Genomic DNA, 23,294 nt, shown 5'->3' with positions numbered 1-23,294 from the left:
CGAGGATCGCCGAACGCGAGGGAATCTTGGAGGTACGTACATGTCCGGGACGACCACGGCTGCCGCAGCGCCGCGCGGTCGGACGGCCGGTGCGAGTGCCAATCGCTGGGTCGTCCTCCTTGTCCTCTGCACGAGTCTGCTGCTCGTCGCGGTCGACGCGACCGTGCTGCATGTGGCGGTGCCCGCCGTCAGTGAGGATCTCCGGCCCGGCGCGATAGAGCTGCTCTGGATCGTCGACGTCTACCCGCTGGTCTGTGCCTCGCTGCTGATCCTTTTCGGCACGCTGGGCGACCGTGTCGGCCGCCGACGGATCCTGCTCCTCGGATACGGGCTGTTCGGCGTCGCCTCCGGTCTGGCCGCTTTCGCCGACAGTGCTCTGGTGCTGATCCTGGCGCGGGCGCTGCTGGGCGTCGGCGGCGCGATGATCATGCCGGCGACGCTCTCGATCCTGCGCCAGGTCTTTCCCGACCGGCGCGAACGGGCGATGGCGATCGGTGTCTGGAGTGCGGTGGCGGCGGTGGGCGCGGCGGTCGGACCGCTGCTCGGCGGCTTCCTGCTGGAGCACTTCTGGTGGGGTTCGGTCTTCCTCGTCAACATCCCCCTGATGCTGGTCAGCCTGCCGGTCGGCCGGCTGCTGCTGCCCGAGTCGCGCGGTGAGCGCGGTGCCGGCCCGTGGGACGTGGTCGGCGCGCTGACGGCGGCGGGCGGGCTGTTCGGCGTCGTCCTGGGCGTCAAGCGGCTGGGCGGTGGCGAAGGTGCCGGGAACTTCCTGACGGTCGTGCCGCTGGTGGTGGGCGCGGCGCTGCTGGTCGTCTTCGTACGGAGGCAGCGGCGGCGTACGTATCCGCTGGTCGACCTGCGGATGTTCGCGCGGCCGGCCTTCAGTACGTCCGTCGGGTGCATCGTGCTGGCGATGCTCGCGCTGGTCGGACTTGAGCTGATCGCGGCGCAGTATCTGCAACTGGTACTGGACCTCTCGCCGTTGGAGACCGGGCTACGGCTGCTGCCGCTGACGTTGGCGGCGATGGCGGCCGGGCTCGCGGGCGCGCGGCTGCTGCGGAGGTTCGGGCCGCGGACGACGGTGTGCGCCGGGTTCTGCCTCACCGCGGCGGCGGTCGGACTGCTGACGGCGATGGGCGGCGAGGACAACGCGGGGCTGATGCTGTCCGGGTTCGTGTTGCTGGGCTTCGGTCTGGAGACGACGCTCTTCGGGGCGTACGAGTCGATGCTGAGCGAGGCTCCGGCGGCGCAGGCGGGCGGGGCGGCGGCGATCGGTGAGACGTCGTACCAGCTGGGCGCGGGGATCGGGATCGCGCTCCTGGGAAGCGTGATGAACGCGGCGTACGCGCCGGGGGTGGGGTCGGTGCCGGGGGTTCCGGCGTCGGCGTCGGCCTCGGCGGGGCATTCACTGGGCGAGGCGTACGAGGTTGCCGGGCGGCTCGGGGGGTCGCCGGGTGTGGCCCTGCGGGCGGCGGCTCGGGACGCGTTTGTGCACGGGCTGCATGTGACGTTGCTGGTGAGCGCGGGGTTGTTGGTGCTGGGGGCGGTGATGGCGTTGCGGTTGCCGCGGGTGATGTGTGGCGGCGCCGCTGAGCCGGTTGCCGTGCCTGGTCCTCGGGAGGTCGCGGGGTCCCGTGTCTCGGTGTGACCGCCGAGATCTCCCACCCACGCACCGCCCGTGACGGTCACTTGAGGGGTGAGCCTCTCCTGTGGGGGTGCGGGTGCGTCGGCGGGTGCGGGTGCGGGCCATCGACGGGCGGGGCCCGACCATTGCTGGGGCGGCGGGCGGCGGGCGGAGCGGGGTGGAGTGCGGTGGGATGGTTGACGGCTATGTGCGCGTGCCGACCAGAGGTGTCGGCAGGCGCCCGCCGGGTTGTACGGGGCGATGCGCGGGCGTAGCGTCAGCCGTATCGTAACTAGCGGTGCTAGTTTAAATTGCCGGAGGCTCCTGTGGCTGTGTTCGCGAAGCTGCCCCCTTTCGACCCCGCCGACCCGCTCGGCCTCGACGACCAGCTGGACGCGGAGGACCTGGCCGTCAGGGACACCGTCCGGACCTGGGCGGCGGACCGTGTGCTGCCCCATGTCGCCGGGTGGTTCGAGGAGGGTGAGCTGCCGGACATCAGGGGGCTCGCCCGAGAGCTGGGTGGCATCGGCGCCCTCGGGATGTCCCTCACGGGGTATGGGTGCGCCGGTGCTTCCGCCGTGCAGTACGGGCTCGCCTGCCTGGAGCTGGAGGCCGCCGACTCCGGTATCCGCTCCCTCGTCTCCGTACAGGGATCGCTCGCCATGTACGCCGTCCACGCCTTCGGCAGCGAGGAGCAGAAGCAGCACTGGCTGCCGCAGATGGCCTCCGGCGACGTCATCGGCTGCTTCGGGCTGACCGAGCCCGACCACGGCTCCGACCCCGCCGGCATGCGTACGTACGCCAAGCGCGACGGCGGCAACGGTGACTGGGTGCTCAACGGGCGGAAGATGTGGATCACCAACGGGTCGGTCGCCGGCGTGGCCGTCGTATGGGCGCAGACCGACGACGGCATCCGCGGGTTCGTCGTCCCCACCGACACCCCCGGGTTCTCCGCGCCCGAGATCAAGCACAAGTGGTCCCTGCGCGCCTCCGTCACCAGCGAACTGGTGCTCGACGACGTGAGGCTGCCCGCCGATGCCGTACTGCCTGAGGTCACCGGCCTTCGCGGTCCCCTGAGCTGTCTCTCGCACGCCCGCTACGGGATCGTCTGGGGTGCCATGGGAGCGGCCCGGTCCTGTTTCGAGGCCGCTGTCGACTACGCGAAGACGCGTGAGCAGTTCGGACGGCCCATCGGAGGGTTCCAGCTCACGCAGGCCAAGCTCGCCGACATGGCGGTCGAGCTGCACAAGGGGATTCTGCTCGCCCACCATCTGGGGCGGCGCATGGACGCCGGCCGCCTGCGTCCCGAGCAGGTCAGCTTCGGCAAGCTCAACAACGTTCGAGAGGCCATCGACATCTGTCGTACGGCCCGGACGATCCTCGGCGCCAACGGGATCTCGCTCGAATACCCCGTGATGCGGCACGCGACGAACCTTGAGTCGGTGCTCACGTACGAGGGCACCGTCGAGATGCACCAGCTGGTGCTGGGCAAGGCGCTCACCGGACTTGACGCCTTCCGCTGACCTGAACAACGGACGGCGGTGCCGGTGAGCGGCCTTGCTCAGCTCTGGTTGAAGAAACCGTCCGCCCGGTGCGGCTGCGCCTCCCCGCTGACGATCTCCGTGTCGGCGGGGGTCAGCAGGAACACGCGGTTGGACACCCGCTCGATGGAGCCGCGCAGGCCGAAGATGAGGCCTGCCGCGAAGTCGACGACGCGCTTGGCGTCGGCGGCCTCCATGGCGGTGAGGTTCATGATGACCGGAACGCCGTCCCGGAAGAGCTCGCCGATGGCGCGGGCGTCCCGGAAGCTGTCCGGGGTGACCGTGCCGATCCGGCGGCCCTTCTCCTCGGCCACCTCGCCCGCGACCTTGACCCGGGGGTCCGTGACCCAGGCATCCCCGGGCTGCTCGGTCCCCTCGGAGTAGTCGTCGTCGTAGTAACGCTCGTCATCGTTGTCGTCGACGAGGCCAAGCCAGGCACTCGCCTTGCGTACCGATCCCATGGACGCCTCCTCTCACAGCGGTCTCTCATGCATTCCGCATCCCTATGGTCATCCATGATGCGGACGGCGCGCCAAGTGAATAGACGCCGCGCGGGGGTTTCGTGACGGTACTGGTGCACAACCATTTCGTCGAGAGGCCCGGTGCCGCAAGGGTCCTGCTGTGTCCGACTGCTGACTGAGAGTGAAATATGATTCTTCGTGGCGTATGGGTGAGCGTTGGGACGTATGGGTGAATGGGCGGCCTGCCCGCTTTCCTGACGGATCCTCAGACACGGTCGCGGGAGGTCCAGTCGCGTCCGGGGCGCGTCTGATGCCCAATCAGGCTGGCTGTAGGTCTGCACGATGTACGTGGGCACGATGTACGTCTTCTTGCCCGTGTCCGCGCGAACATGCGCGAACGCGCGCGAAAGGAAACCGGAACCGGAAAGGGAAAAGGGAGGTGCATGAGGGGAGTGGGTGTGCGGTGTGTGAAGGCTCGGGTGAAAGGTGAGGTGCGCGAGAGAACGCGAAAAGGCGCCCGGACGAGCGGGCGCGCAGGGGGTCAGCTCAACAGGAGGAGGACCACACTCGACCGAGGTCGATGTGGGAGCGTTTGACCAGCCACTGCTGTGGATGCATGGGGCAAGTGGAACAGGCATCCGGTGTGGCGTCAACCGACGTGAGACGAAGTGCTCACACTTCGGACACCCTTGACAGTGAGGGGAAACGTCGCCGTAGAGTCGGTGGACGGCCCTGCTGAGGGGCTCGGCCGTATCGCGCGCCCTGTACGTCGTACTGCTGTCATGTGCGCCGTACCGCGCGCCCTGCGACCCCCGTGTGAAGGCGTCACCGTGTTCGACCCATCGCGTCACGGAGCCTTCCCATGTCCTCGCACACCCTGGCCGAGTCGGCCCCACCCCCACCCCCACTCCCATCCGCCTCCGCATACCTGGAACAACCGCACGGCACGCACACGCACAGGTCGGAGCGTGTGCGATGAGGCCTGTGCTCGTCATCGTGGGGGCCGGTCCGCGGGGGACCGGTGTACTGGAGCGGATCGCCGCCAACGCCCCCGAGCTGTACGGGGATTCGGGCCTCGACATCCATCTCGTCGACCCCCATCCGCCGGGCGCCGGCCGTATCTGGCGCCAGGAGCAGTCCCCGCTGCTGTGGATGAACTCGCAGGCCCAGGACGTCACCATGTTCACCGACGAGACGGTGGCCATGGCGGGCCCGGTGCGCCCGGGGCCCACGTTGCACGAGTGGGCGGACATCGACGGCCGCGTCTTCTCGGACCGCCAACGCCTCGGCGCCTACCTGAACTGGGTGTACGAGGACACGGTGGCCGCCCTGCCGCCCGGCATCCGCGTCCAGCACCACGTCGGGCGCGCCCTGCGGGTCGCCGGGCCGCGCGAGGGGCGCCAGCGGGTGTGGCTTGAGGGGCGTGCCCGGCCGTTGCTCGCCGACCTCGTCGTGCTGACGCTCGGCCATCTCGACGCCGAACTCGACGACGAGCAGCGTGAGTTGGCTACGTACGCGCGGGCCAACGGGCTCATCCATCTGCCGCCCGACTTCACCGCCGACAGTGACCTGTCCGCACTACGGGCCGGTGAGCCTGTCCTCGTGCGGGGTTTCGGGCTGGCCTTCGTCGACCTGATGGTGCTGCTCACGGAGGGGCGCGGCGGGCGCTTCGAGGAGAACTCCGGGAGCGATCCCGGCAGCGGCGAGGGGGAGTTGACCTATCTGCCGTCCGGGCGTGAGCCGGTGCTGTACGTCGGCTCTCGGCGCGGGGTGCCGTACCACTCGAAGATCGACTACGAGTGGACCGGTGAACGGCCGCCCCTGCCACGGTTCTTCGGGCCGGGGGAGGTGGACGCCCTGCTCGCGCGGCCGGACGGCTTCGACTTCCGGCGGGACGTGTGGCCGCTGGTGGAGAAGGAGTTGGGATTCGCGCACTACCACCGGCTGTTCACCGTCCACCCGGAGCGCACCGGCGGCACCTGGGCGGACTTCGAGGAGAAGTACGCCGCCGCGGACCCGGCGGAGCGGGAGGTGCTGGTCTCCTCCACCGTGCCCGATCCGGCCGACCGGCTCGACCTCGGCGCCCTCGACCGGCCGCTGGAGGGGGTGCGGTATCCGTCGTACGAAGCGCTTCAAGAGGGGCTGCGGGGTTACATCCGAGACGATCTGACGCGGCGTCATGATCCCTCGTACAGCCCGGATCTGGCTGTCTTTCTCGGGCTGCTCTCCGTCTACGGGCGACTGGTGCGGCTCGGGGACATCGGCGCCTGGTGGCACGGCTACTTCAGCTGTCTCGCCTCCGGGCCGCCCGGACCCCGGCTGCGGCAGTTGCTCGCGCTGTCCCGGGCCGGACTCCTCAACTTCCTCGGCGCCGAGGTGACCGTCACCGCCGAGGACGGGGTGTTCCGGGCGGGGGGTGCCAGTGTGCCCGGTGCTTCGGTGGAGGCCCGCGCGCTTGTCGAGGCGCGGCTGCCGGAACCCACGCTGGAGCGGGCCCGCGACACCCTGCTGCGCGCGTTGTACGACGACGGCGTCGGCGTGACCGCCGAGGGGCTGCTCGCCGTGGACCGCGGTGACGGGCGGCTCCTGGACCGGGACGGCCGGCCGCACCCACGGCGCTTCGCGCTCGGGCCGCACACGGAGGCGCGGGGCTCCGGAGCGTTCACCCGACCGCGCACCGGCGGACCCGCGTTCCGGCAGAACGACGCGACCGCGCGCGCCGCACTGGCCTTTCTACGGACGCTCGCCCGGCACAAGCGCGACGACGTGCGTGATGCCGGTTACGGTGACGTGCGTGGTGCCGGGTGTGGTGCTGAGCGCGTGGGGGACGGGCGTGGTGTCCGGCACGGTGCCGGGTGTGGTGCTGAGCGCGTGGGGGACGGGCGTGGTGTCCGGCACGGGGACGGGCGTGGTGCTGAGCGCGTCGGGGACGGGCGTGGTGCCGGGCACGGTGATGTGCGTGGTGTCGGGTGTGGTGCTGAGCGGGTCGGGGACGGGCGCGCTGACGAGCTCAGTGACGCCCTCAATGCCGAGCGCGGTGCCGAACCGGTGGCCGATCACGGCACTGCCGCATGAGGCCTCCCTCTGCTTGTTACGCGGGTGCTGTGACGCACCGACGAAAGGTTCATCCTCATGACCTCAACGCACGGCCGGGGGCTGCTGCACCTGGCCGCCGCCGTCGATCAGTCCGTGGCCGGACGGCAGGCCCTGCCCGACGCCGACCTGTACGTCGAGGCGGCGCGGCTCGCCGAGAGCGGCGGCCTCGACTTCGTGACGCTCGGCGACTCCTTCGCGCACCCCGGTCCTGACGCGCTCGGCATGCTCGCCCGGATCGCGCCCGCCACCGCGCGGATCGGTCTGGTGGCCACCGGGACCACCACGTACGCCGAGCCCTTCCATGCCCGGGCGGCCCTGGCGACCCTCGACCGGGTCAGCGGCGGCCGGGCCGGCCGGCAGCTCGACGTGCACGCGACCGGGAACGAGAACGAGGCCGGGGACGGGGCCGAGAACGAGGCCGAGGTCGCGGCCCGGCTTTTCGGGCGCCGCCGCGCCGCTCCCGGGGGCGCACCGCCGGACGGCAAGGAGGGTGACGCCAAGACACGGGACCTGGCGACCGGCCGTTTCGTCGGCGAAGGCAAGCCGCACCACATCGAGTTCGAGAGCGCCACCTTCTCCGTCACGGACCCTTCCGCCGCTCCGAGGCCGTCCCAGGGGCACCCCGTCCATGTCGTCGACGCCACCGAGGGGCAGACTCGGCAACTCGCGGCCCAGTACGCCGACGTGGTGCTCGTCCGGGCGGTGAGCGCCGCGCAGGCGGATGCCGTTCGGGACGAACTGAGGCTTACCGCAAAGGACTTGGGACGTGACCCGGACGAGTTGAGGGTCCTCGCGAGCCTTGTCGTCGACCTGGGCGGCGGCGAGTACGCGGCCGAGCCGGGGCACGGGGGCGGTGGCCCCCGGCCGAGTGCGCACGGCCCGCTGTACCGGGGCGGACCAGTCGACCTCGCCGAACTGATCACCGCCTGGCACGCGTCCGGCGCCGTCGACGGCTTCCACCTCGTGCCCGCCGAGCCGCGCCGCGACCTGGAGCGCCTCGTCAACGGCACGGTGGCGCTGCTCCAGCACCGGAGCCTGTTCCGTACCTTCTATCCGGGCAGCACCCTCCGGGAGCACCTGGGGCTGGCCCCGCCGGTCAAGCAGTGCGCCGGGCGGGTCGTGAGCGCCGGGGGAGCGTCATGACCGTACGGGCACCGGGCGCGGACCTGCGCTCGTGCCTCTACCCGCGCCTTGCACTCGCGCCCTTGTACTCATGCCTTGTACTCGTGCCTCGTGCTGCGAGACCCGTATGGACGGGCTGACAGGGCGTCGCACCGATAAAGATGACATACAGGTTGTGTACCGGCCGCGCACGGAACGCGTGGTCCGGGACGTGGGCCGGAGGCGGCGCACGGAGTGTTTCCAGGGAGTGAGCTGGAGTGAGTTCATGACGGCGGACGTGTCCGAGGCGTGGCAGAGGTGGCACGAACGGCGCGTCGAGACGGTGTCGGCGCCCTACGGGCCCCTCGCACTCGTCGGTACGCACTGGATCGAGGACTTTCCGGGCGGTCGGCTTCCGTCCGTCCCCGGCCGCTGGACGGCCGACGCCGACGGGATCGTCCTGGACGCCGGGGCCACGGACGGGCTGACGCTCGACGGCGAGCCCTTCGCCGGGAAGGTCCGGCTGGCCGCCGACGCCGGTCCGGCGGGCGCGGCCCGGGTCGGTCTCGGCGACCGACGCCTGGTCGTACTGGTGCGCGAGGGCAGCTGGGGCGTACGCGACTTCGACCCCGCCGCCGAGACGCGTACGGCGTTCAAGGGCGTCGAGGCGACTCCGTACGACCCGCGCTGGTCGGTGCCCGGCAGGTTCACGCCGTACGACGGGCGGCGGACCGTGCGCGTCGCGAACGCGGACGGGCGGGAGCGCGGGCTCGGGCTCGGCGGTGAACTGACGTTCACTATCGACGAGCAGGAGCTGACGCTGCGTGTGGCGGTCGAGGAGGACGGCACACTGTGGGCCGTCTTCGCCGACTCCACCAGCGGCGACGGCAGTTACCGCTTCCGATTCCTGCGCCCCGCGGCCCCGGACGCCGAGGGGCGCACAACGGTGGACTTCAATCGGAGCCTGCTTCCACCGTGCGCGTTCGCCGACCATTTCGTCTGCCCCTTTCCCCCGCCGGGGAATACGCTGGGCGTCGCCATAGCCGCAGGGGAGCGCGATCTCCGCTAGAACACCGAATTCTTACCAGGTTCCTACCCAGTTCCTCCGGAACGCTGACCAGCGAGTCCCTTGATCAACTCCTGTAGTTCATGCGGGAGTTGATCAATGCGAGGCCGAAAGGCGCCCTTGCGTCGACCGGTCGAACGGCCGAATACTCCCACCCAGCGCTTGTCAGGGTCACAGCATGTCCGGAATCCGGGCAGAACGGCTCCGACTGCGCCTCACGGGCCCCGACCCCACGCGGGCCCCCGACTTCCCATGTGGAGGAACGACAAGTGAGGATCAAGCGCACCACCCCCCGCAGTGGCATCACGAGACGGACCCGGCTGATCGCCGTCAGCACCGGACTCGTGGCCGCGGCCGCCATCGCCATCCCCAACGCGACAGCCGCCGACGTCACCACCTTCAGCACCGCCCAGCTCACCAAGGCGAGCGGCTCGGTGCTCAAGGCCGATGTCCCGGGCACCGCCTGGGCCGTCGACGCCAGGACGAACCGCGTTGTCGTCACCGCCGACAGCACGGTCTCCAAGGCGGAGATCGCGAAGATCAAGCAGCAGGCGGGCAGCACCGCCGACGCCATCACCATCAAGAGGACCCCGGGCAAGTTCAGCAAACTGATCTCCGGCGGCGACGCCATCTATGCGAGTAGCTGGCGCTGCTCCCTGGGCTTCAACGTCCGTAGCGGCTCCACCTACTACTTCCTGACCGCCGGCCACTGCACCGACGGCGCGGGCAACTGGTGGTCCAACTCCGCTCGTACGACGCTGCTCGGCGCGACCTCGGGCTCCAGCTTCCCGACGAACGACTACGGGATCGTCAAGTACGCGAGCAGTTACCCCACGAGCTCGATCTCGGGCACCGTCGGCAGCGTCGACATCACCAGCGCCGCCACCCCGTCCGTGAACACCACGGTCTACCGTCGCGGCTCCACCACCGGCATCCACAGCGGCCGGGTCACCGCGCTGAACGCGACCGTCAACTACGGCGGCGGCGACGTCGTCTACGGCATGATCCAGACCACGGTCTGCGCCGAGCCCGGCGACTCCGGTGGCCCGCTCTACTCCAACAGCGGCGTCGCCTACGGTCTGACCTCGGGAGGCAGTGGCAACTGCTCCTCCGGTGGTACGACCTTCTTCCAGCCCGTCACGGAGGCCCTGAGCGCCTACGGCGTCAGCGTCTTCTAGGGCTCACTCCAAGGCACCATCGGTTTCCGCACGACCTGACCCTGCAGCCGGCAGCAGCAGGAGAGCCCCCGTACGCGAGCTCCTCCGCGTGCGGGGGCTCGCCCTTGTCCGCCTGGCGGAGTTACCTTCGAAGTACAGGAAAGTCTCCCCTGCGTACGCCCACTTCGGACTCTGGGGGCCGGCATGGTCGAGGAGCTGGTGACGGCGGGAGTCGCTGTCGCGTCCGCCGGAGTGCTGTATGCGGCTGCTGCGGCGCGGGTCGTCAAACAGTACGAGCGAGGTGTGGTGTTCCGGCTCGGGCGCCTCACGTCGAGTGTGCGCGGGCCCGGGTTCACCGTGATCGTGCCCTTCGTGGACAAGATCCGCAAAGTCAACATGCAGATCGTCACCCTGCCGATCCCGGCCCAGGAGGGCATCACCCGGGACAACGTGACCGTGCGCGTGGACGCTGTCGTCTACTTCAAGGTGGTCGACGCGGCCGAGGCGATCATCCAGGTCGAGGACTACCGGTTCGCGGTCTCGCAGATGGCGCAGACCTCGCTGCGCTCCATCATCGGCAAGAGCGACCTGGACGATCTCCTGTCCAACCGGGAGCAGCTCAACCAGGGGCTGGAGCTGATGATCGACAGCCCGGCCATGGGATGGGGCGTGCAGATCGACCGGGTCGAGATCAAGGACGTGTCACTGCCGGAGACCATGAAGCGCTCGATGGCCCGGCAGGCCGAGGCCGACCGGGAACGCCGGGCTCGGATCATCAACGCGGACGCCGAGTTGCAGGCCTCGAAGAAGCTCGCGGAAGCCGCCGGAGTGATGTCCGAGCAGCCCGCAGCACTCCAACTCCGGCTCCTCCAGACGGTGGTGGCGGTCGCGGCCGAGAAGAACTCCACACTCGTCCTGCCCTTCCCGGTGGAACTGCTCCGCTTCCTCGAACGGGCCCAGAGCCAGCAGCCGCCGCCGGGCGTGCCCCCGGTGGAGCCGGCGCAGGTGGCGCGTGCGCCACAGGACGGGGTGAGGCGGGAGATCGCTGAGCCGTCCGGGCCATCCGATCCGTCCGAGCCGTCTGAGCTGTCCGAGCCGTCCGGGTCTTCTGAGCAATCGGTGCGGGAGCAACTACCTTCCGCCGCGTCCCTGTTGGAGTTGGGTCCCGATAGGGCGAATTCAAGACAGGACTAGACCTCACGGTCTGCCCACTCCTTACTCACTCGTAGTGTTTGCAGTGCGAATTCGCGTGAAGCAACTGTGAAATGACCGTGGACCGTCAAGGCGGGCTGGCGGGTGGGGGCGCACGCCCGTTTGTCTACGCGCGTCCTGAAGTCGACCTTGTGTGCTCCCCGAACGTCTCGGAATAGTGGGTGGCGTCCAACCGGCACAAGGAGGTCCCCACAACCTCCCGGCCGAACCCCCCACAGGAGGACGCAAGTTGAAGCACCGACGCATATCAGGGCGCCGCGCCACCGTGGTAGGTGCGGGCATCACCGCACTCGTCGCCGCGGGAGTGACCTTCCAGAGTGCGAACGCGAGCGAGGTCACCAAGACCGCTGAACCCAGGGTCCTTTCGGTCCCGGCGGCCGGAAAGATCGCCTCGATACTCGGCAAGGACCTCGGCGCCGACGTCGCGGGAGCGTATTACGACGCGAAGACGAAGAACCTCGTCGTCAACGTGCTCGACGAAATGGCGGCCCGGACCGTCGAGTCGGCCGGCGCCCGGGCCCGGATCGTCGAGAACTCCGTCGCCGAACTCGACAGCGCCCGTACGACCCTGAAGCAGGACGCGACCATCCCCGGCACCTCGTGGGCGGTCGACCCGACGGCCAACAAGGTCGTCGTCACCGCCGACCGCACGGTCTCGGCGGCCGAGTGGAGCAAACTCACCAAGGTCGTCGACGGTCTCGGCGGCACGGCCGAACTCAAGCGTACGAAGGGGGAGTTCAGGACCTTCGTCGCGGGCGGCGACGCGATCACCGGCAGCGGGGGCCGCTGCTCGCTCGGCTTCAACGTGGTCAAGGGCGGCGAGTCGTACTTCCTGACCGCCGGGCACTGCACCGAGTCGATCTCGACGTGGTCCGACTCGTCCGGCGTGATCGGCCAGAACGAGTCGTCCAGCTTCCCCGGCAACGACTACGGCCTGGTCAAGTACACGGCCGATGTCGCCCACCCGAGTCAGGTCAACCTCTACAACGGCAGCTCCCAGCGGATCACCGGCGCCGCCTCGGCCACCGTCGGCCAGTCGGTGACCCGCAGCGGCTCCACGACCCAGGTGCACTCCGGCACGGTCACCGGTCTGAACGCGACCGTGAACTACGGCAACGGCGACATCGTCAACGGGCTCATCCAGACCGACGTCTGCGCCGAGCCCGGCGACAGCGGCGGCTCGCTCTTCTCGGGCAGCAGCGCGATCGGTCTCACCTCCGGCGGCAGCGGCGACTGCGGCTCGGGCGGGGAGACCTTCTTCCAACCGGTCACGGAAGCACTGTCGGCCACCGGTACGCAGATCGGCTGACCCCTTTCCCGCGCGTCCTTCACGCGCCGCCCCTCTCCCGGGTTGATCGGTCCGGGACGGTCCCGCCCCTGGTTTCCGGGGGCGGGATTTCGCCGTTCGGGGGGACGTGCGCGAGGTCGTTCGCGATGCCGTACGGACGGGGCTGCGGCGGCGTCGACGCTCTTCGGGCGCCCGCAGTCGTCCTTGATCAGGTCGCTGACCGGGGCCGATGGGGCTAGAGTGAACTAATCAATCGAACGGAAGTACGAATCTCGTAGGGTCGATCATCGAACTGGTGATCGATCTGGTGGCTGAAAAGGGGCGGAGTGATGGAGGTGCGGCATGACGGGCTTCGCCCATCTGCACGTCGCGTCCGGTTATTCCGCCCGCTATGGCGCCGCCCACCCTGAGCAGCTCGCCCGGCGGGCCGCCGAGCGCGGTATGGGGACGCTGGCCCTCACCGACCGGGACACGGTCACCGGCGCCGTACGGTTCGCCCGGGCCTGTGCGAAGGAAGGGGTCCGGCCGGTCTTCGGCGTCGACCTGGCGGTGGCCGCCCTCGCGCCGCCGCCCCCGGAACGGCGGCGCCGTACCCCGGTGCGCGGCGGCGCACATGTGGCCGAGCCGCCGCTGCGGTTCACGCTGCTCGCGCAGGACCGGGCCGGCTGGGCGCGGCTGTGCCGGATCACCTCGGCCGCGTATGTCGGTACGGCGTCCGGCGCGGCGCCGGTGGTGGTGCCGTGGGAGGCGCTGCGTGAGTACGGCGGTCCCGGTCTGACCGTGCTGCTCGGCCCGCTCTCGGAGCCGGTGCGGGCGCTGGTGGTGGGCCGGGAGGACGTCGCGGTGCGGTTGCTGGCGCCTTGGCGGGAGGTGTTCGGGGGCGGGGTGCGGTTGGAGGTGATCATGCATAAACGTTTCTCCGGCGATGCTGAGGGCAGCGGCAGCGGTAAGGGCGGTGGTGACCGCGGCGGTGGCGGTGGCGGTGCAGCTACGGGTACTGGTGCAGCTACTGGTACTGGTACCGGACCCGGCTCCCTGCGCCTCGCCGCCCGTACCCTCGCCCTGGCCGACCGCACCCGTACCCCCGCCGTCCTCACCAATGCCGTCCGCTACGCCGACCCCGACCAGCACCGTCTCGCCGACGTCCTGGACGCCGCCCGGCTGCTGCGGCCGATCGACCGGCGCCGCCTCGACAGCGGGGAGCGCTGGCTGAAGGACGAGGGAAGGATGACGGAGATCGCGTACGCGGTCGCCGAGTGCGCCGGAGCCGACGCCCGGCGGGCCCGACGGCTGCTGGCCGACACCGCCGCCACGGCGGACGCCTGCACCCTCGACCCCGAGGCCGACCTGGGCCTGGGCACCGCCCACTTGCCGGAACCGTCGGTATTCGGTGCCGGGCCCGATGCGGGCGCTGCCGTCCGGTTGCTGCGCGAGCGATGCGAGACCGGCCTGGCCGGACGCGGCCTCGACCGCGACCGCGTGGCGCTCGACCGGCTGGACCAAGAGCTCACCGTGATCACCAAGTTGAACTACGACCCGTACTTCCTCGCCGTCGGCCAGGTCGTCGCCGACATCCGGGAACTGGGCATCCGGGTCGCCGCCCGCGGCTCGGGCGCCGGTTCGATGGTCTGCCACGCGCTGGGCATCGCCACCGCCAACCCTCTCGAACACCGGCTGCTGTTCGAACGGTTCCTCAGCGAGCGGCGCAGGGGGCTGCCCGACATCGACATCGACGTGGAGTCCGCCCGGCGCCTGGAGTGCTACGACGCGATCTTCGACCGGTTCGGCAAGGAACGGGTCGCGGTCACCGCCATGCCCGAGACCTACCGAGCCCGCCGCGCCCTGCGTGACACCGGCCTCGCCCTCGGTGTCGCGCCCATGGACGTCGACCGGATCGCCAAGAGTTTCCCGCACCTGCGCGCCTCCGACATCACCGGCGCCCTCGCCGAACTGCCCGAGTTGCGTCAACTGGCCGCCGAGGCACACCGGTTCGGACCGCTGTGGGAGCTGGCGGAAGGCCTCGACTCGCTGGTCCACGGCATGGCCATGCACCCCTGCGGAGTGGTCATCAGTGACGCCACCCTCCTGGACCGGCTGCCGGTGCAGCCCACCCCGCAGGGCGACTACCCCATGGCGATGGCGGCGAAGGAGGAGATCGAGGCGCTGGGCAACATCAAACTCGACGTCCTGGGCGTGCGGATGCAGTCCGCGATGGCCCACGCCGTCACCGAGATCGAACGGACCACCGGCAACCGCATCGACCTCGACGACCCGGAGCAGGTTCCGCTGGACGACGTCTTCGCCTTCAAGCTCATCCAGGAGAGCCGGACCCTGGGCCTGTTCCAGCTGGAGTCGCCGGGCCAGCAGGATCTTCTGTCCCGGTTGCAGCCCCGCGACGTGCAGGACGTCATCGCCGACATCAGCCTCTTCCGCCCCGGCCCGGTCGCGGGCGGTATGCCCGAGCGGTACATCGCCGCCCGGCACGGCGGCGCACCGTCGTACGCCCACCCGGACCTGGAACCGGTGCTCGCCGACACCAACGGCGTGACCATCTGGCACGAGCAGATCATCGAGACGCTGTCGGTCATGACCGGCTGCGACTACGCGATGGCGGAGATCGCCCGGCGGGCGCTCGGTGACAAGGCCCGGCTGCCACGGGTCAGGGACTGGTTCCACGGCCTGGCACGCGCGCGTGGCTACAGCGCGGCCGTACGGGACGAGGTCTGGCAGACCGTCGAGGCCTTCGGCGCCTACGGCTTCTGCCGCGCCCACGCGGTCGCCTTCGCCGTACCCGCGCTGCAGAGCGCCTGGCTCAAGGCCCACTATCCGGCGTACCTGCTGGCCGGTCTGCTCGAACACGACCCGGGCATGTGGCCCAAGCGCGTCCTGGTCGCCGACGCCCGCCGGGGCGGCGTACAGGTCCTGCCCGTCGACATCAACCGCTCCCGGGTGAGACACACCGTGGAGAAGGCCGACGGAGAGCGGTGGGATGTACGCCTCGCGCTGTCCGAGGTGCGCGGCATCGGCGAGGAGGAGTGCGCCCGGATCGAGGAGGGGCAGCCGTACGGATCGCTGTCGGACTTCTGGCAGCGGGCCCGCCCGAGCAGGCCGGTCGCCGAACGACTCGCCGAGATCGGCGCCCTGAACTGTCTCCATGACGGCCGGCTCACCCGGCGTGATCTGCTGCTCCAGATCGCCGAGCTGCACCGTGCCTCCCGCACTCGGTCCGCAGGCGAGGGCCAGCTGCCCATCGTCGCGGGTGCCGTCGGCGGGGCGGAGCCGAGCGGCCTGCCGGAGATGACCGGACGTGAAGCCCTCAGCGCCGAGTTGAGCACCCTGGGCATCGACGTCTCCAGGCACCTGATGGAGCACCACCACCGACTGCTGCGCGAGATCGGCGCGACCGACGCGGCCCATCTGGTCGGCCTGCGCGCCGGGCAGCAGGTCCTCGTCGCCGGCGTACGGGCCTCCACCCAGACTCCGCCGATCGCCAGCGGCAAGCGCATCATCTTCGTCACCCTGGAGGACGGCTCCGGCCTGGTCGACCTGGCCTTCTTCGAAGACTCCCACCCTGCCTGCGCGCACACCGTCTTCCACAGCGGCCTGCTGCTGGTCCGCGGCACGGTCCAGGTCCGCGGCACCCGTCGTACCGTCGTCGGCTCCATGGCCTGGGACCTGGACGAGGTCGCTGCCACCCGCCGCGACAACGGCCCCGAGGCCGCGCTCGCCCTCCTCGGAGCCGACCACCCGCACCCGACCCCCGCACAGCCGCGACGGACCTTGGCCAACGGCACTACAGGCGCTCGACTGCACCCGTACGCCGACCTGCAGCCCGCCGGCACCCGGTCGGCCGACCTGAAGAAGTTCGGCTACACCAGCCCGGGGAGCGCGGGATGACGACGCGGCAGCGGCACATCGCCCACCTCCACCTCCACCTGCACGCGGCACTCCGTGAGGATCAGTACGCCGACATAATCGAACTAATGTCTGGTATCACGCCTCACGTCCAGGCCGTCCCGCCCGACGCGGTCCAGCTGGACCTGACATCAGCGCTCAGATACTTCGACCTGTCTCCCTACGACGTGGTCCAGTTGGCGAGGATGAGGCTGAAGCTCTTCTACGACATCGACAGCAGCGCCGGGCTTGCGAACAACCGCATGCTGGCTGCCATGGCGGCCGACGCGTCCGCGCCGGGCGATACCACCCTGGTCCCCGACGGGCAGGCCGCCGCTTGGCTGTACCCCCGCCCGGTCACCGCGCTGCCGGGGATCGGCCGAGCCACGGCGGACACACTCAACAGATACGGACTGCACGCCATCGGGCAAATCGTCGAGATACCCCCGGCAACCCTGCAGCGACTTCTCGGAGCCGGCACCGCCCGGCTGCTGGCCGAACGCGCCCGCGGCCACGATCCCCGCCCGGTCACCCGATCGGAACCGGCGGCGCAGCTGCTCGCCGACCTCGTACTCGAACGGGACTGCCTCGACCCGGCACAGCATCACCGAGCCGTCCTCGGGCTTGCCGAGCGGATCGGCCAGCGCCTGCGCGGTGAAAACCAGGTTGCCGGCCGACTCACCCTCACGGTGCGGTACGCCGACTCCAGCTCCACCACACGTACGCGCACGCTGTCAGATCCGACCAGCCACTCACCCGCACTCGCCACCGCTGTCCTGGGGCTACTGACCGCCCTGGGGTTGCAGCGAGCACGAGTTCGCGCCTTCGCGATCCGTGCCGACGGCCTGATGCCGGCCGGCAGCGCCTACCACCAGCTTTCTCTGGATCCAGGTGATGCCCGCGCCCGCGCGGCCGAAGCCGCCGCGGACCGGGCTCGTCGACGCTTCGGGTCGAAGGCTGTGCGTCCAGCCGCTCTGGCTGACTGACTGCGTTCGCCGAGAATCCCAGGTTCCTGGCGAAAGAGGGCGTGTGGGGCATGAGGGCCGGCCCCCGTCTCCTGCGGCGGCATCGACGGACAGGGCCTCATGGGTCGATCAGCCGGGTGTATCGGTCGAGTCGGCCGGCTCGGAGTCGTCGGCCGGCGTGGACCGCTCGATGTCGTCGTCGGTCGCGGCCCAGCTGGCCAGCAGGTTCAGGGCGTCCTGGGAGGGGGAGGCGGGCTCGGCGGTGTAGGTGAGGAGGACCTGGCTGGGGTCGCCGCCCACCGGGAGGGTTTCGAACGGCAGGTCGAGGTCGCCGACGACTGGGTGGTGCAGAAGCTTCACGCCGGTGGTGTGCATCCGGACGTTGTGGGCGGCCCAGCGGTGACGGAACTCCTCGCTGCGGGTGGACAGTTCGCCGATCAGGTCCGTCAGCCGCCGGTCGTAGAGATCGCGGCCGGCCTCGGCGCGCAGCATCGCGACAGTGTCGCCTGCGACCTGGTCCCAGTCGGGGAAGAACTCCGTCGCGTGGGGGCTGAGGAAGACGAACCGGGCGTTGTTGGGGGGCCGCGCCGGGTCGGCGTAGACCGGGGAGAACAGGGCACGCCCGAGGTGGTTGGTGGCCAGGATGTCTCCGCGGCCGTTGAGGACGAACGCGGGTGTGCCGCTCATCGAGTCGAGGTCGCGCTGTACGGCGGGCCGCACGCGCTGCTGGGCGGGCCGGCGGCGTGGCGGACGGGTGGTACCGGCGCCGCGCAGAAGGTCGAGGAGGTGGATGCGTTCGGCCTCATCGGTCAACAACGCCGGCCCGATGCTCCTGGCCCCGTCGTCGGCGCGGACGCCGACGACGGGGTGCCGGGCAGGGAGAAGTCGTCCGTCGTCCTGCCGGAGACACCGGCGGCGCCTATGCCGACGGCGGCGAGGACGACGATCCAGAACATCAGGAAGAGCCGTCGACGTCTGAAGGCGAGCCGGCCCAGCCGGTAGAGGAACGTGGCCACGGAAGTACTCCCAGCAGGAGATGGAGCATTGCGCGAACAGGGGCTTGATCGACCCTGTGTTCACGCTATGAGCGCCGTTTCCGCACACCCCCCGGCACCGCGGGACCCAATCCGGCGGCCGGGCAGTACCCCGGTACCGGCGGAGCTCATCCTCGGGGAGGGGGTCTCGGGACCCCCTTTATCACGGTCTCCGGTTGCCGCCAGAAGTTTTTACTGACGCGTAACTTCCCCGTCGCGCTACTCGCTCGTAACTTGACGAGTGAACAGCATCCTCGTGATCCGGATCACAGGGCGTAGAGCCGTCGCAACTCCCTTGAGCCGCAAGGAGATCACTCGATGCTGCCCTGGAAACGCGCACTCAGACCTCTCGCCGCACTGCTGCTGGCCGCCGCGGCCACCGTCGTGCCCGTCGCCACCGCACAGGCCGAGACGCAGTCGGAAGCCCAGGCCGAAGCCGAGAGTGGGGGAGGCTGGAACGACTACTCCTGCAAGCCGTCCGCCGCCCATCCCCGCCCCGTCGTCCTCGTCCACGGCACCTTCGCCAACGGGGTGGACAACTGGCTCACCCTCGCGCCGTACCTGACGAACCGCGGCTACTGCGTCTTCTCGTTCGACTACGGCCAACTGGCCGGAGTACCCCTCTTCTACGGCCTCGGCCCCATCGACAGGTCGGCCGAGCAGCTCGCCGCCTTCGTCGACAAGGTGCTCGCCGCGACCGGCGCCGCCGAGACCGACCTCGTCGGCCACTCGCAGGGCGGCATGATGCCACGCTACTACCTCAAGTTCCTCGGCGGCGCCGCCGAGGTGCACACCCTCGTCGGCATCGCGCCCAGCAACCACGGCACCACCCTGAACGGCCTGACGAACCTGCTGGCCTACTTCCCCGGCGCCGCCGACCTGCTCTCCACGGCCACCCCCGCCCTCGCCGACCAGGTGACCGGGTCCGCCTTCCTCACCAAGCTCAACGCGGGCGGTGACACCGTCCCGGGCGTCCACTACACGGTCCTCGCGACCAGGTACGACGAGGTGGTCACGCCGTACCGCAGCCAGTTCCTGAGCGGCTCCGACGTACACAACGTCGTGATCCAGGACCTGTGCCCGCTGGACCTCTCCGAACACGCCGCCGTCGGGCTGCTCGACCGGATCGCGTTCCACGAGGTGACGAACGCCCTCGATCCGGCGCACGCCACCCCCACCACCTGTCTGTCGGCGGTCGGCTGACCCGGTCGCAGAACATCCGCCGAGGTCCGGCAGGCCTGAGCCGCCGGCCGGGCCCCGGCGAGTTCAGTGGCCGGACCGGCCGGCGCCCACCGCGCGACGCCGGACCGAGAGCAACAGGGCCGTCGCGCCCAGCGCCAGGGCGCCCGCGCCGCCCACCGCTGGGTAAGGGGTGCCGGAAGCGCCGCCCGTCTCGGCGAGGTTCACCGCGGCGCCCGCCGCCTGCGGTTGCGCGACCGGCGTCCGGGTGGACGTAACGGCGGACGGCGTGGCCGACGGAGCGGGGGACGGAGTGGCGGAGGGAGCGCGGGACGCGTCGGTCGCGGGCTCCCCGTGGCTCTCGTGGCCCCCGTGTCCGACCGTCGACTGGTCGGCGCCGGCCTCGATCTGCTCCTCGGAGGGTGCGGAGGCGCTGCCTGACGCGCCGCTGCCCGCCCCTCCACTCGCTCCCTCACTCGCGCCGAACGTCACGTCGGAGCACGAGTAGAACGACTCCGGGCTGTCCGAGCGCTGCCAGATCGCGTACAGGACCTGTCTGCCGGAACGTTGCGGCAGGGTGCCGGAGAACGTGTAGAAACCGTTCGCCGCGACCGGGTCCGTGGCCGTCGCGACCGGGTGTTCGAGGTCCAGGTCGGCCCAGGCGAGGGGTTTGGCCGGGTCGTAGCCCGCCTTGGTGAGGTACACCTCGAAGGTGCCCTTGTGCGGGGCGGTCACGCGGTACCTGAACGGGAACGAGCCGCTGTGCACGCCGGTCGCCGGCCAGTCCGCGCGGGCCAGGTCGAGGCCCTTGAACTCGTCGATGCCCGCGCCGCACAGCTCACCGTCCGGGATCAACGCCCGGTGCCGCCCGCCCGCGTCACCGATACGGACGCCGTTCCAGTCGTACAGCGCCTGTGTGCCGCCTGCCGCCACCGCCGCCCGGCACGCCGCCGACGTGGGGCCTCGGGGCCCTCGGCGTAGCACTGGGCGACCTTGCTGACCGGGTCGCCCATGGAGCCGTGCGCCGACGCGGGCGTGGCGCTCAGGGTGAGCGCGGCGATCCCGAGGGTGGTGACGATGGTGACTGCGGCGGCGGGGTGGCGGTATGCGGGCATGCGGGATCTCCTCGCCCCGAGAAACCGCGGAATCGCCTGCTGGAGGCGGGTGAGGGAGATCCTTATGGTCGGCTTAAGGAAGGCTTCGGACTGCGCTCAGGTACGCGACGACGGGCAGGGCACGCGCCGGTCCGACGGTTCGCGAGTTCGCGACAGGCCGGCCGACCTCAGCCGTCGGGCCACCACGTACGTGCGATGTCCTTGCGGACCTCCGGACGCTCGGTGGTGCGTTCGTCGGCCTCTTCCCGCACCCGGCGGGCATCCGACTTCTTCAAAGGCTTCTGCACGGTTACGCGGCGCATGGCTGCCTCCTTCGGTCCACCGGGTTCCGCGTTTTCACGGAGATAGACCATTTCCGGGAGGGTGACTCATCGGCGCCGGTCTGTCAGTGGCGGCCGTCACGATTCGATTGTCAGTGGCAGGTGTCACTCTTGGTCGCATGACGCACACCGACTGGGACGCGGAAGCCGCCACCTTCGATGACGAACCCGACCACGGCCTGCGGGATCCCGTCGTCCGCGAGGCATGGGCGGACCGGCTGCGGTCCTGGCTGCCGGACCGGCCGGCCGACATCCTCGACCTGGGCTGCGGCACCGGCAGCCTGTCGCTCCTCGCGTCCGAACAGGGGCACCGCGTGACCGGGGTGGACGCCTCCCCGGCCATGGTCGAGCACGCCCGGAGCAAGCTGGCCGGCCGCGCCGCCGTGTTCCTCGTCGGCGACGCGGCGGCGCCACCGGTGGGGGAGGAGCGCTTCGACGTCGTGCTCGTACGGCACGTCCTGTGGACGCTGCCCGACCCCGCGCGCCTGCTGCGCCACTGGCGGGGACTGCTCAGGGCCGGCGGTCGGATGGTGCTGGTCGAAGGCGTGTGGGGCACGGTCAGCCCGGCCGGCATACCCGCCGACACACTCGCCGCTCTCCTCACGCCCCTCGCCGGGGACGTCCGCGTGGAGCGGCTGTCCGGGGACGCCCGGCTGTGGGGGCGCGAGGTGCGGGACGAGCGGTACGCGGTCCTGGCCCGCCTGTAGGGACGCCGTCACCTTCGCGTGTCCCGTGTCCCGCGTCCCGTGTCCCGGATCGTGGGTTCAGGCGAGCAGCTTCTCGAAGCCGCCCTCGCGCGCCAGCGACTCCAGCTCGTCGAGAGCGGCCACGGCGGCGGACGCGGCCCGGGGGTCCGACACCGCCAGGCCGCTCTCCTCGAACTCGTCCTCGTCGAGCCGTCGTACGTCCGTGCCGTCGGCGGAGCGCCAGAGGTCCAGGTCGAGATCCTCGACGACCAGGTCGGTGCCGGCGAGCGTGGCCGGGCGGGCGATGTCGCAGTACCAGCCCTTCAGCGTGCCCGCCGCGTCCCGGACCTCCTTCACCGAGTACCAGCGGTCCCGCCAGTAGTACTCCGTGAACACGTCCCCGGGTTCGAAACGGACGAAGCCGAAGTCGCGGACTCCGTCCCCGGCCCAGGCCGCGCGTACGGCGAGGCGGGTGCCGTCGTCGTGGAGCAGCTCGGCGGGGTAACTGATCTTCGTGCGGCCGGCCTTGACCAGGACGACGTTCAGTGTGGGGGTGGTTGCGGGAGTGGGTGCGGGGGTGGGCGTGGGTGTGTCCTCAGGCGAGTTCGCGGACATATCGCATCTCCGTTGCGCAGATCTCGTAGCCGAACCAGTTGTTGATCGCGATCATCGGGCCGTTCCCCGCGTCGTTGCCCGTCAGGGCCTCCGTGTACCCGGCGGCGCGGGCGCGGTGCAGGGAGTCGTTCTTGGCGAGCTTCGCGAGGCCACGGCCGCGGAAGTCGCGGGCGGTGCCCGTCATCACGGTGCCGTACCGGGTGTCGCCGTCGGTGCGGGCCAGACTGAAGGCGGTGGGGCGGCCGTCGACGACCGCGACCGAGGTCAGCTCGGGGCTGAACAGGGGGTGCTGCCAGGTCTCGCGGAGCCAGGCCTCGTAGTCCGTCAACTCGTAGGAGACATCGCTGGGTTCGTCCGACATCGTCTCCGAGTCCAGGGCGAACAGGGGGCGCGGGTCGGCGGCGAAGTCGGCACCGCTGCGGAGTTCGACGCCGGGCGGGAGATCCTGGAGCGGGGGCAGCTCGCCGTTCGCCAGGTCCAGGCGCAGGAAGTGCGCGGTACGGCTGGAGCGGTAGCCGTGGCGCTCGGCGAAGGCGCGGTTGCCGGGAGCGTCCAGCACCCAGGCGAAGGACTTGGTCACGCCGGCTGCGGCGAGGTGTTGCTCGGCGGTACGGACGAGGCGCGCGCCGGCGCCACGGCGGGTGCGCTCCGGGTGCACGTACACGTTGACGTATCCCTGGCCGGGCTCCGGGCTGTCGTGGACGACCGCGGTCTGGGCGGTGCCAAGGATCTCGCCGTCCTCCTCGGCGACGAGAGCCTGGTAGTGCGCGTCGGGGTGGGCGTGCGCGATGTCGTACGCGACGGCCTCCGGGGTGAACAGGAGGAAGGGCAGGGCGAGGCGCCGGATGCGGGCGAACGCCTCGACGCCGGGCCGGTCTTCGGTGCGGAGAGCACGCACGGTCACAGTCATGAGCTCGGACGTTACGCGGGGAGATACGGC

Annotated in this window: 17 protein-coding genes and 2 pseudogenes; 12 read left to right on the top strand and 7 right to left on the bottom strand. The window is 70.6% G+C overall.

Features of this window, described 5'->3' with window-relative positions; genetic code table 11:
• The first annotated feature begins 40 nt into the window (after positions 1 to 40).
• Positions 41 to 1,648: an MFS transporter gene (locus tag QA861_RS33205; protein WP_334592342.1), complete on the top strand. Its 1,608-nt coding sequence runs from the start codon at positions 41 to 43 to the stop codon at positions 1,646 to 1,648.
• A 302-nt stretch (positions 1,649 to 1,950) separates the two neighbouring features.
• The gene (locus tag QA861_RS33200; protein ID WP_334592341.1) at positions 1,951 to 3,147 is read left to right on the top strand and encodes an acyl-CoA dehydrogenase family protein; all 1,197 of its coding nucleotides are present in this window, start codon (positions 1,951 to 1,953) and stop codon (positions 3,145 to 3,147) included.
• 38 nt (positions 3,148 to 3,185) lie between these two features.
• Here QA861_RS33200 and QA861_RS33195 read toward each other — a convergent pair whose 3' ends face one another.
• Positions 3,186 to 3,626 carry a cell division protein SepF gene (locus QA861_RS33195; protein WP_006381939.1) on the bottom strand — a complete coding sequence of 147 codons (441 nt, stop codon included), beginning with the start codon at positions 3,624 to 3,626 and terminating at the stop codon, positions 3,186 to 3,188.
• 975 nt (positions 3,627 to 4,601) lie between these two features.
• On the opposite strand from QA861_RS33195, the pseudogene QA861_RS33190 reads away from it, so the two are divergent.
• The 8 genes and pseudogenes from QA861_RS33190 to QA861_RS33155 all read left to right on the top strand — a co-directional run.
• Positions 4,602 to 6,374, top strand: a pseudogene (locus tag QA861_RS33190) (FAD/NAD(P)-binding protein); the annotation flags it as partial.
• 384 nt (positions 6,375 to 6,758) lie between these two features.
• Positions 6,759 to 7,865, top strand: a complete 1,107-nt coding sequence (locus QA861_RS33185) for an LLM class flavin-dependent oxidoreductase (RefSeq protein WP_334592338.1) — start codon at positions 6,759 to 6,761, stop codon at positions 7,863 to 7,865.
• A gap of 244 nt (positions 7,866 to 8,109) precedes the next feature.
• A complete protein-coding gene (locus QA861_RS33180) occupies positions 8,110 to 8,892 on the top strand; it encodes a DUF1684 domain-containing protein (RefSeq protein ID WP_334592337.1) in 783 nt (260 codons plus the stop codon).
• A 266-nt stretch (positions 8,893 to 9,158) separates the two neighbouring features.
• Entirely contained in the window at positions 9,159 to 10,067 is a 909-nt protein-coding gene (locus QA861_RS33175; RefSeq protein WP_334592336.1) for a S1 family peptidase, read from the top strand.
• A gap of 183 nt (positions 10,068 to 10,250) precedes the next feature.
• Positions 10,251 to 11,240, top strand: a complete 990-nt coding sequence (locus tag QA861_RS33170; protein WP_334592335.1) for a slipin family protein — start codon at positions 10,251 to 10,253, stop codon at positions 11,238 to 11,240.
• Positions 11,241 to 11,487: 247 nt separating this feature from the next.
• On the top strand, positions 11,488 to 12,567 hold the full coding sequence (locus QA861_RS33165; protein WP_334592334.1) for a S1 family peptidase: 1,080 nt from the start codon (positions 11,488 to 11,490) through the stop codon (positions 12,565 to 12,567).
• A 321-nt stretch (positions 12,568 to 12,888) separates the two neighbouring features.
• Positions 12,889 to 16,443, top strand: a complete 3,555-nt coding sequence (locus tag QA861_RS33160) for a DNA polymerase III subunit alpha (RefSeq protein ID WP_334592333.1) — start codon at positions 12,889 to 12,891, stop codon at positions 16,441 to 16,443.
• Positions 16,440 to 17,426, top strand: a complete 987-nt coding sequence (locus tag QA861_RS33155) for a DNA polymerase Y family protein (protein ID WP_334592332.1) — start codon at positions 16,440 to 16,442, stop codon at positions 17,424 to 17,426. Before QA861_RS33160 ends, QA861_RS33155 begins: the two co-directional genes overlap by 4 nt.
• Before the next feature lie 108 nt (positions 17,427 to 17,534).
• On the opposite strand, the gene QA861_RS33150 is transcribed toward QA861_RS33155, so the two are convergent.
• On the bottom strand, positions 17,535 to 18,221 hold the full coding sequence (locus tag QA861_RS33150; protein WP_334592331.1) for an MmyB family transcriptional regulator: 687 nt from the start codon (positions 18,219 to 18,221) through the stop codon (positions 17,535 to 17,537).
• Positions 18,215 to 18,421: a hypothetical protein gene (locus tag QA861_RS33145; protein ID WP_334592330.1), complete on the bottom strand. Its 207-nt coding sequence runs from the start codon at positions 18,419 to 18,421 to the stop codon at positions 18,215 to 18,217. Before QA861_RS33145 ends, QA861_RS33150 begins: the two co-directional genes overlap by 7 nt.
• A gap of 336 nt (positions 18,422 to 18,757) precedes the next feature.
• Here QA861_RS33145 and QA861_RS33140 point away from each other — a divergent pair, with 336 nt between their 5' ends.
• Positions 18,758 to 19,642: an esterase/lipase family protein gene (locus QA861_RS33140; RefSeq protein WP_334592329.1), complete on the top strand. Its 885-nt coding sequence runs from the start codon at positions 18,758 to 18,760 to the stop codon at positions 19,640 to 19,642.
• A gap of 63 nt (positions 19,643 to 19,705) precedes the next feature.
• Here QA861_RS33140 and QA861_RS33135 read toward each other — a convergent pair.
• Positions 19,706 to 20,733 (bottom strand): annotated as a pseudogene (locus QA861_RS33135) (lytic polysaccharide monooxygenase auxiliary activity family 9 protein).
• Between the two features lie 167 nt (positions 20,734 to 20,900).
• The gene (locus QA861_RS33130) at positions 20,901 to 21,035 is read right to left on the bottom strand and encodes a hypothetical protein (RefSeq protein ID WP_334592328.1); all 135 of its coding nucleotides are present in this window, start codon (positions 21,033 to 21,035) and stop codon (positions 20,901 to 20,903) included.
• A 137-nt stretch (positions 21,036 to 21,172) separates the two neighbouring features.
• Between QA861_RS33130 and QA861_RS33125 the strand changes: the two genes are divergently transcribed.
• Positions 21,173 to 21,760 carry a class I SAM-dependent methyltransferase gene (locus QA861_RS33125; RefSeq protein WP_334592327.1) on the top strand — a complete coding sequence of 196 codons (588 nt, stop codon included), beginning with the start codon at positions 21,173 to 21,175 and terminating at the stop codon, positions 21,758 to 21,760.
• Positions 21,761 to 21,817: 57 nt separating this feature from the next.
• On the opposite strand, the gene QA861_RS33120 is transcribed toward QA861_RS33125, so the two are convergent.
• Together QA861_RS33120 and QA861_RS33115 are read right to left on the bottom strand one after the other, a co-directional pair.
• Positions 21,818 to 22,354 (bottom strand): ribonuclease FAU-1 family protein, encoded by a 537-nt coding sequence (locus QA861_RS33120; RefSeq protein ID WP_334592326.1) that lies wholly within the window; start codon positions 22,352 to 22,354, stop codon positions 21,818 to 21,820.
• The gene (locus tag QA861_RS33115) at positions 22,335 to 23,264 is read right to left on the bottom strand and encodes a GNAT family N-acetyltransferase (RefSeq protein ID WP_334592325.1); all 930 of its coding nucleotides are present in this window, start codon (positions 23,262 to 23,264) and stop codon (positions 22,335 to 22,337) included. Before QA861_RS33115 ends, QA861_RS33120 begins: the two co-directional genes overlap by 20 nt.
• Between the last annotated feature and the right edge of the window lie 30 nt (positions 23,265 to 23,294).

Origin of the sequence: Streptomyces sp. B21-083, from assembly GCF_036898825.1 — a bacterium.
Lineage (GTDB): Bacteria > Actinomycetota > Actinomycetes > Streptomycetales > Streptomycetaceae > Streptomyces.
The sequence above is the reverse complement of the archived record's forward strand: the minus strand, read 5'-3'. Positions and strand labels throughout refer to the sequence as shown.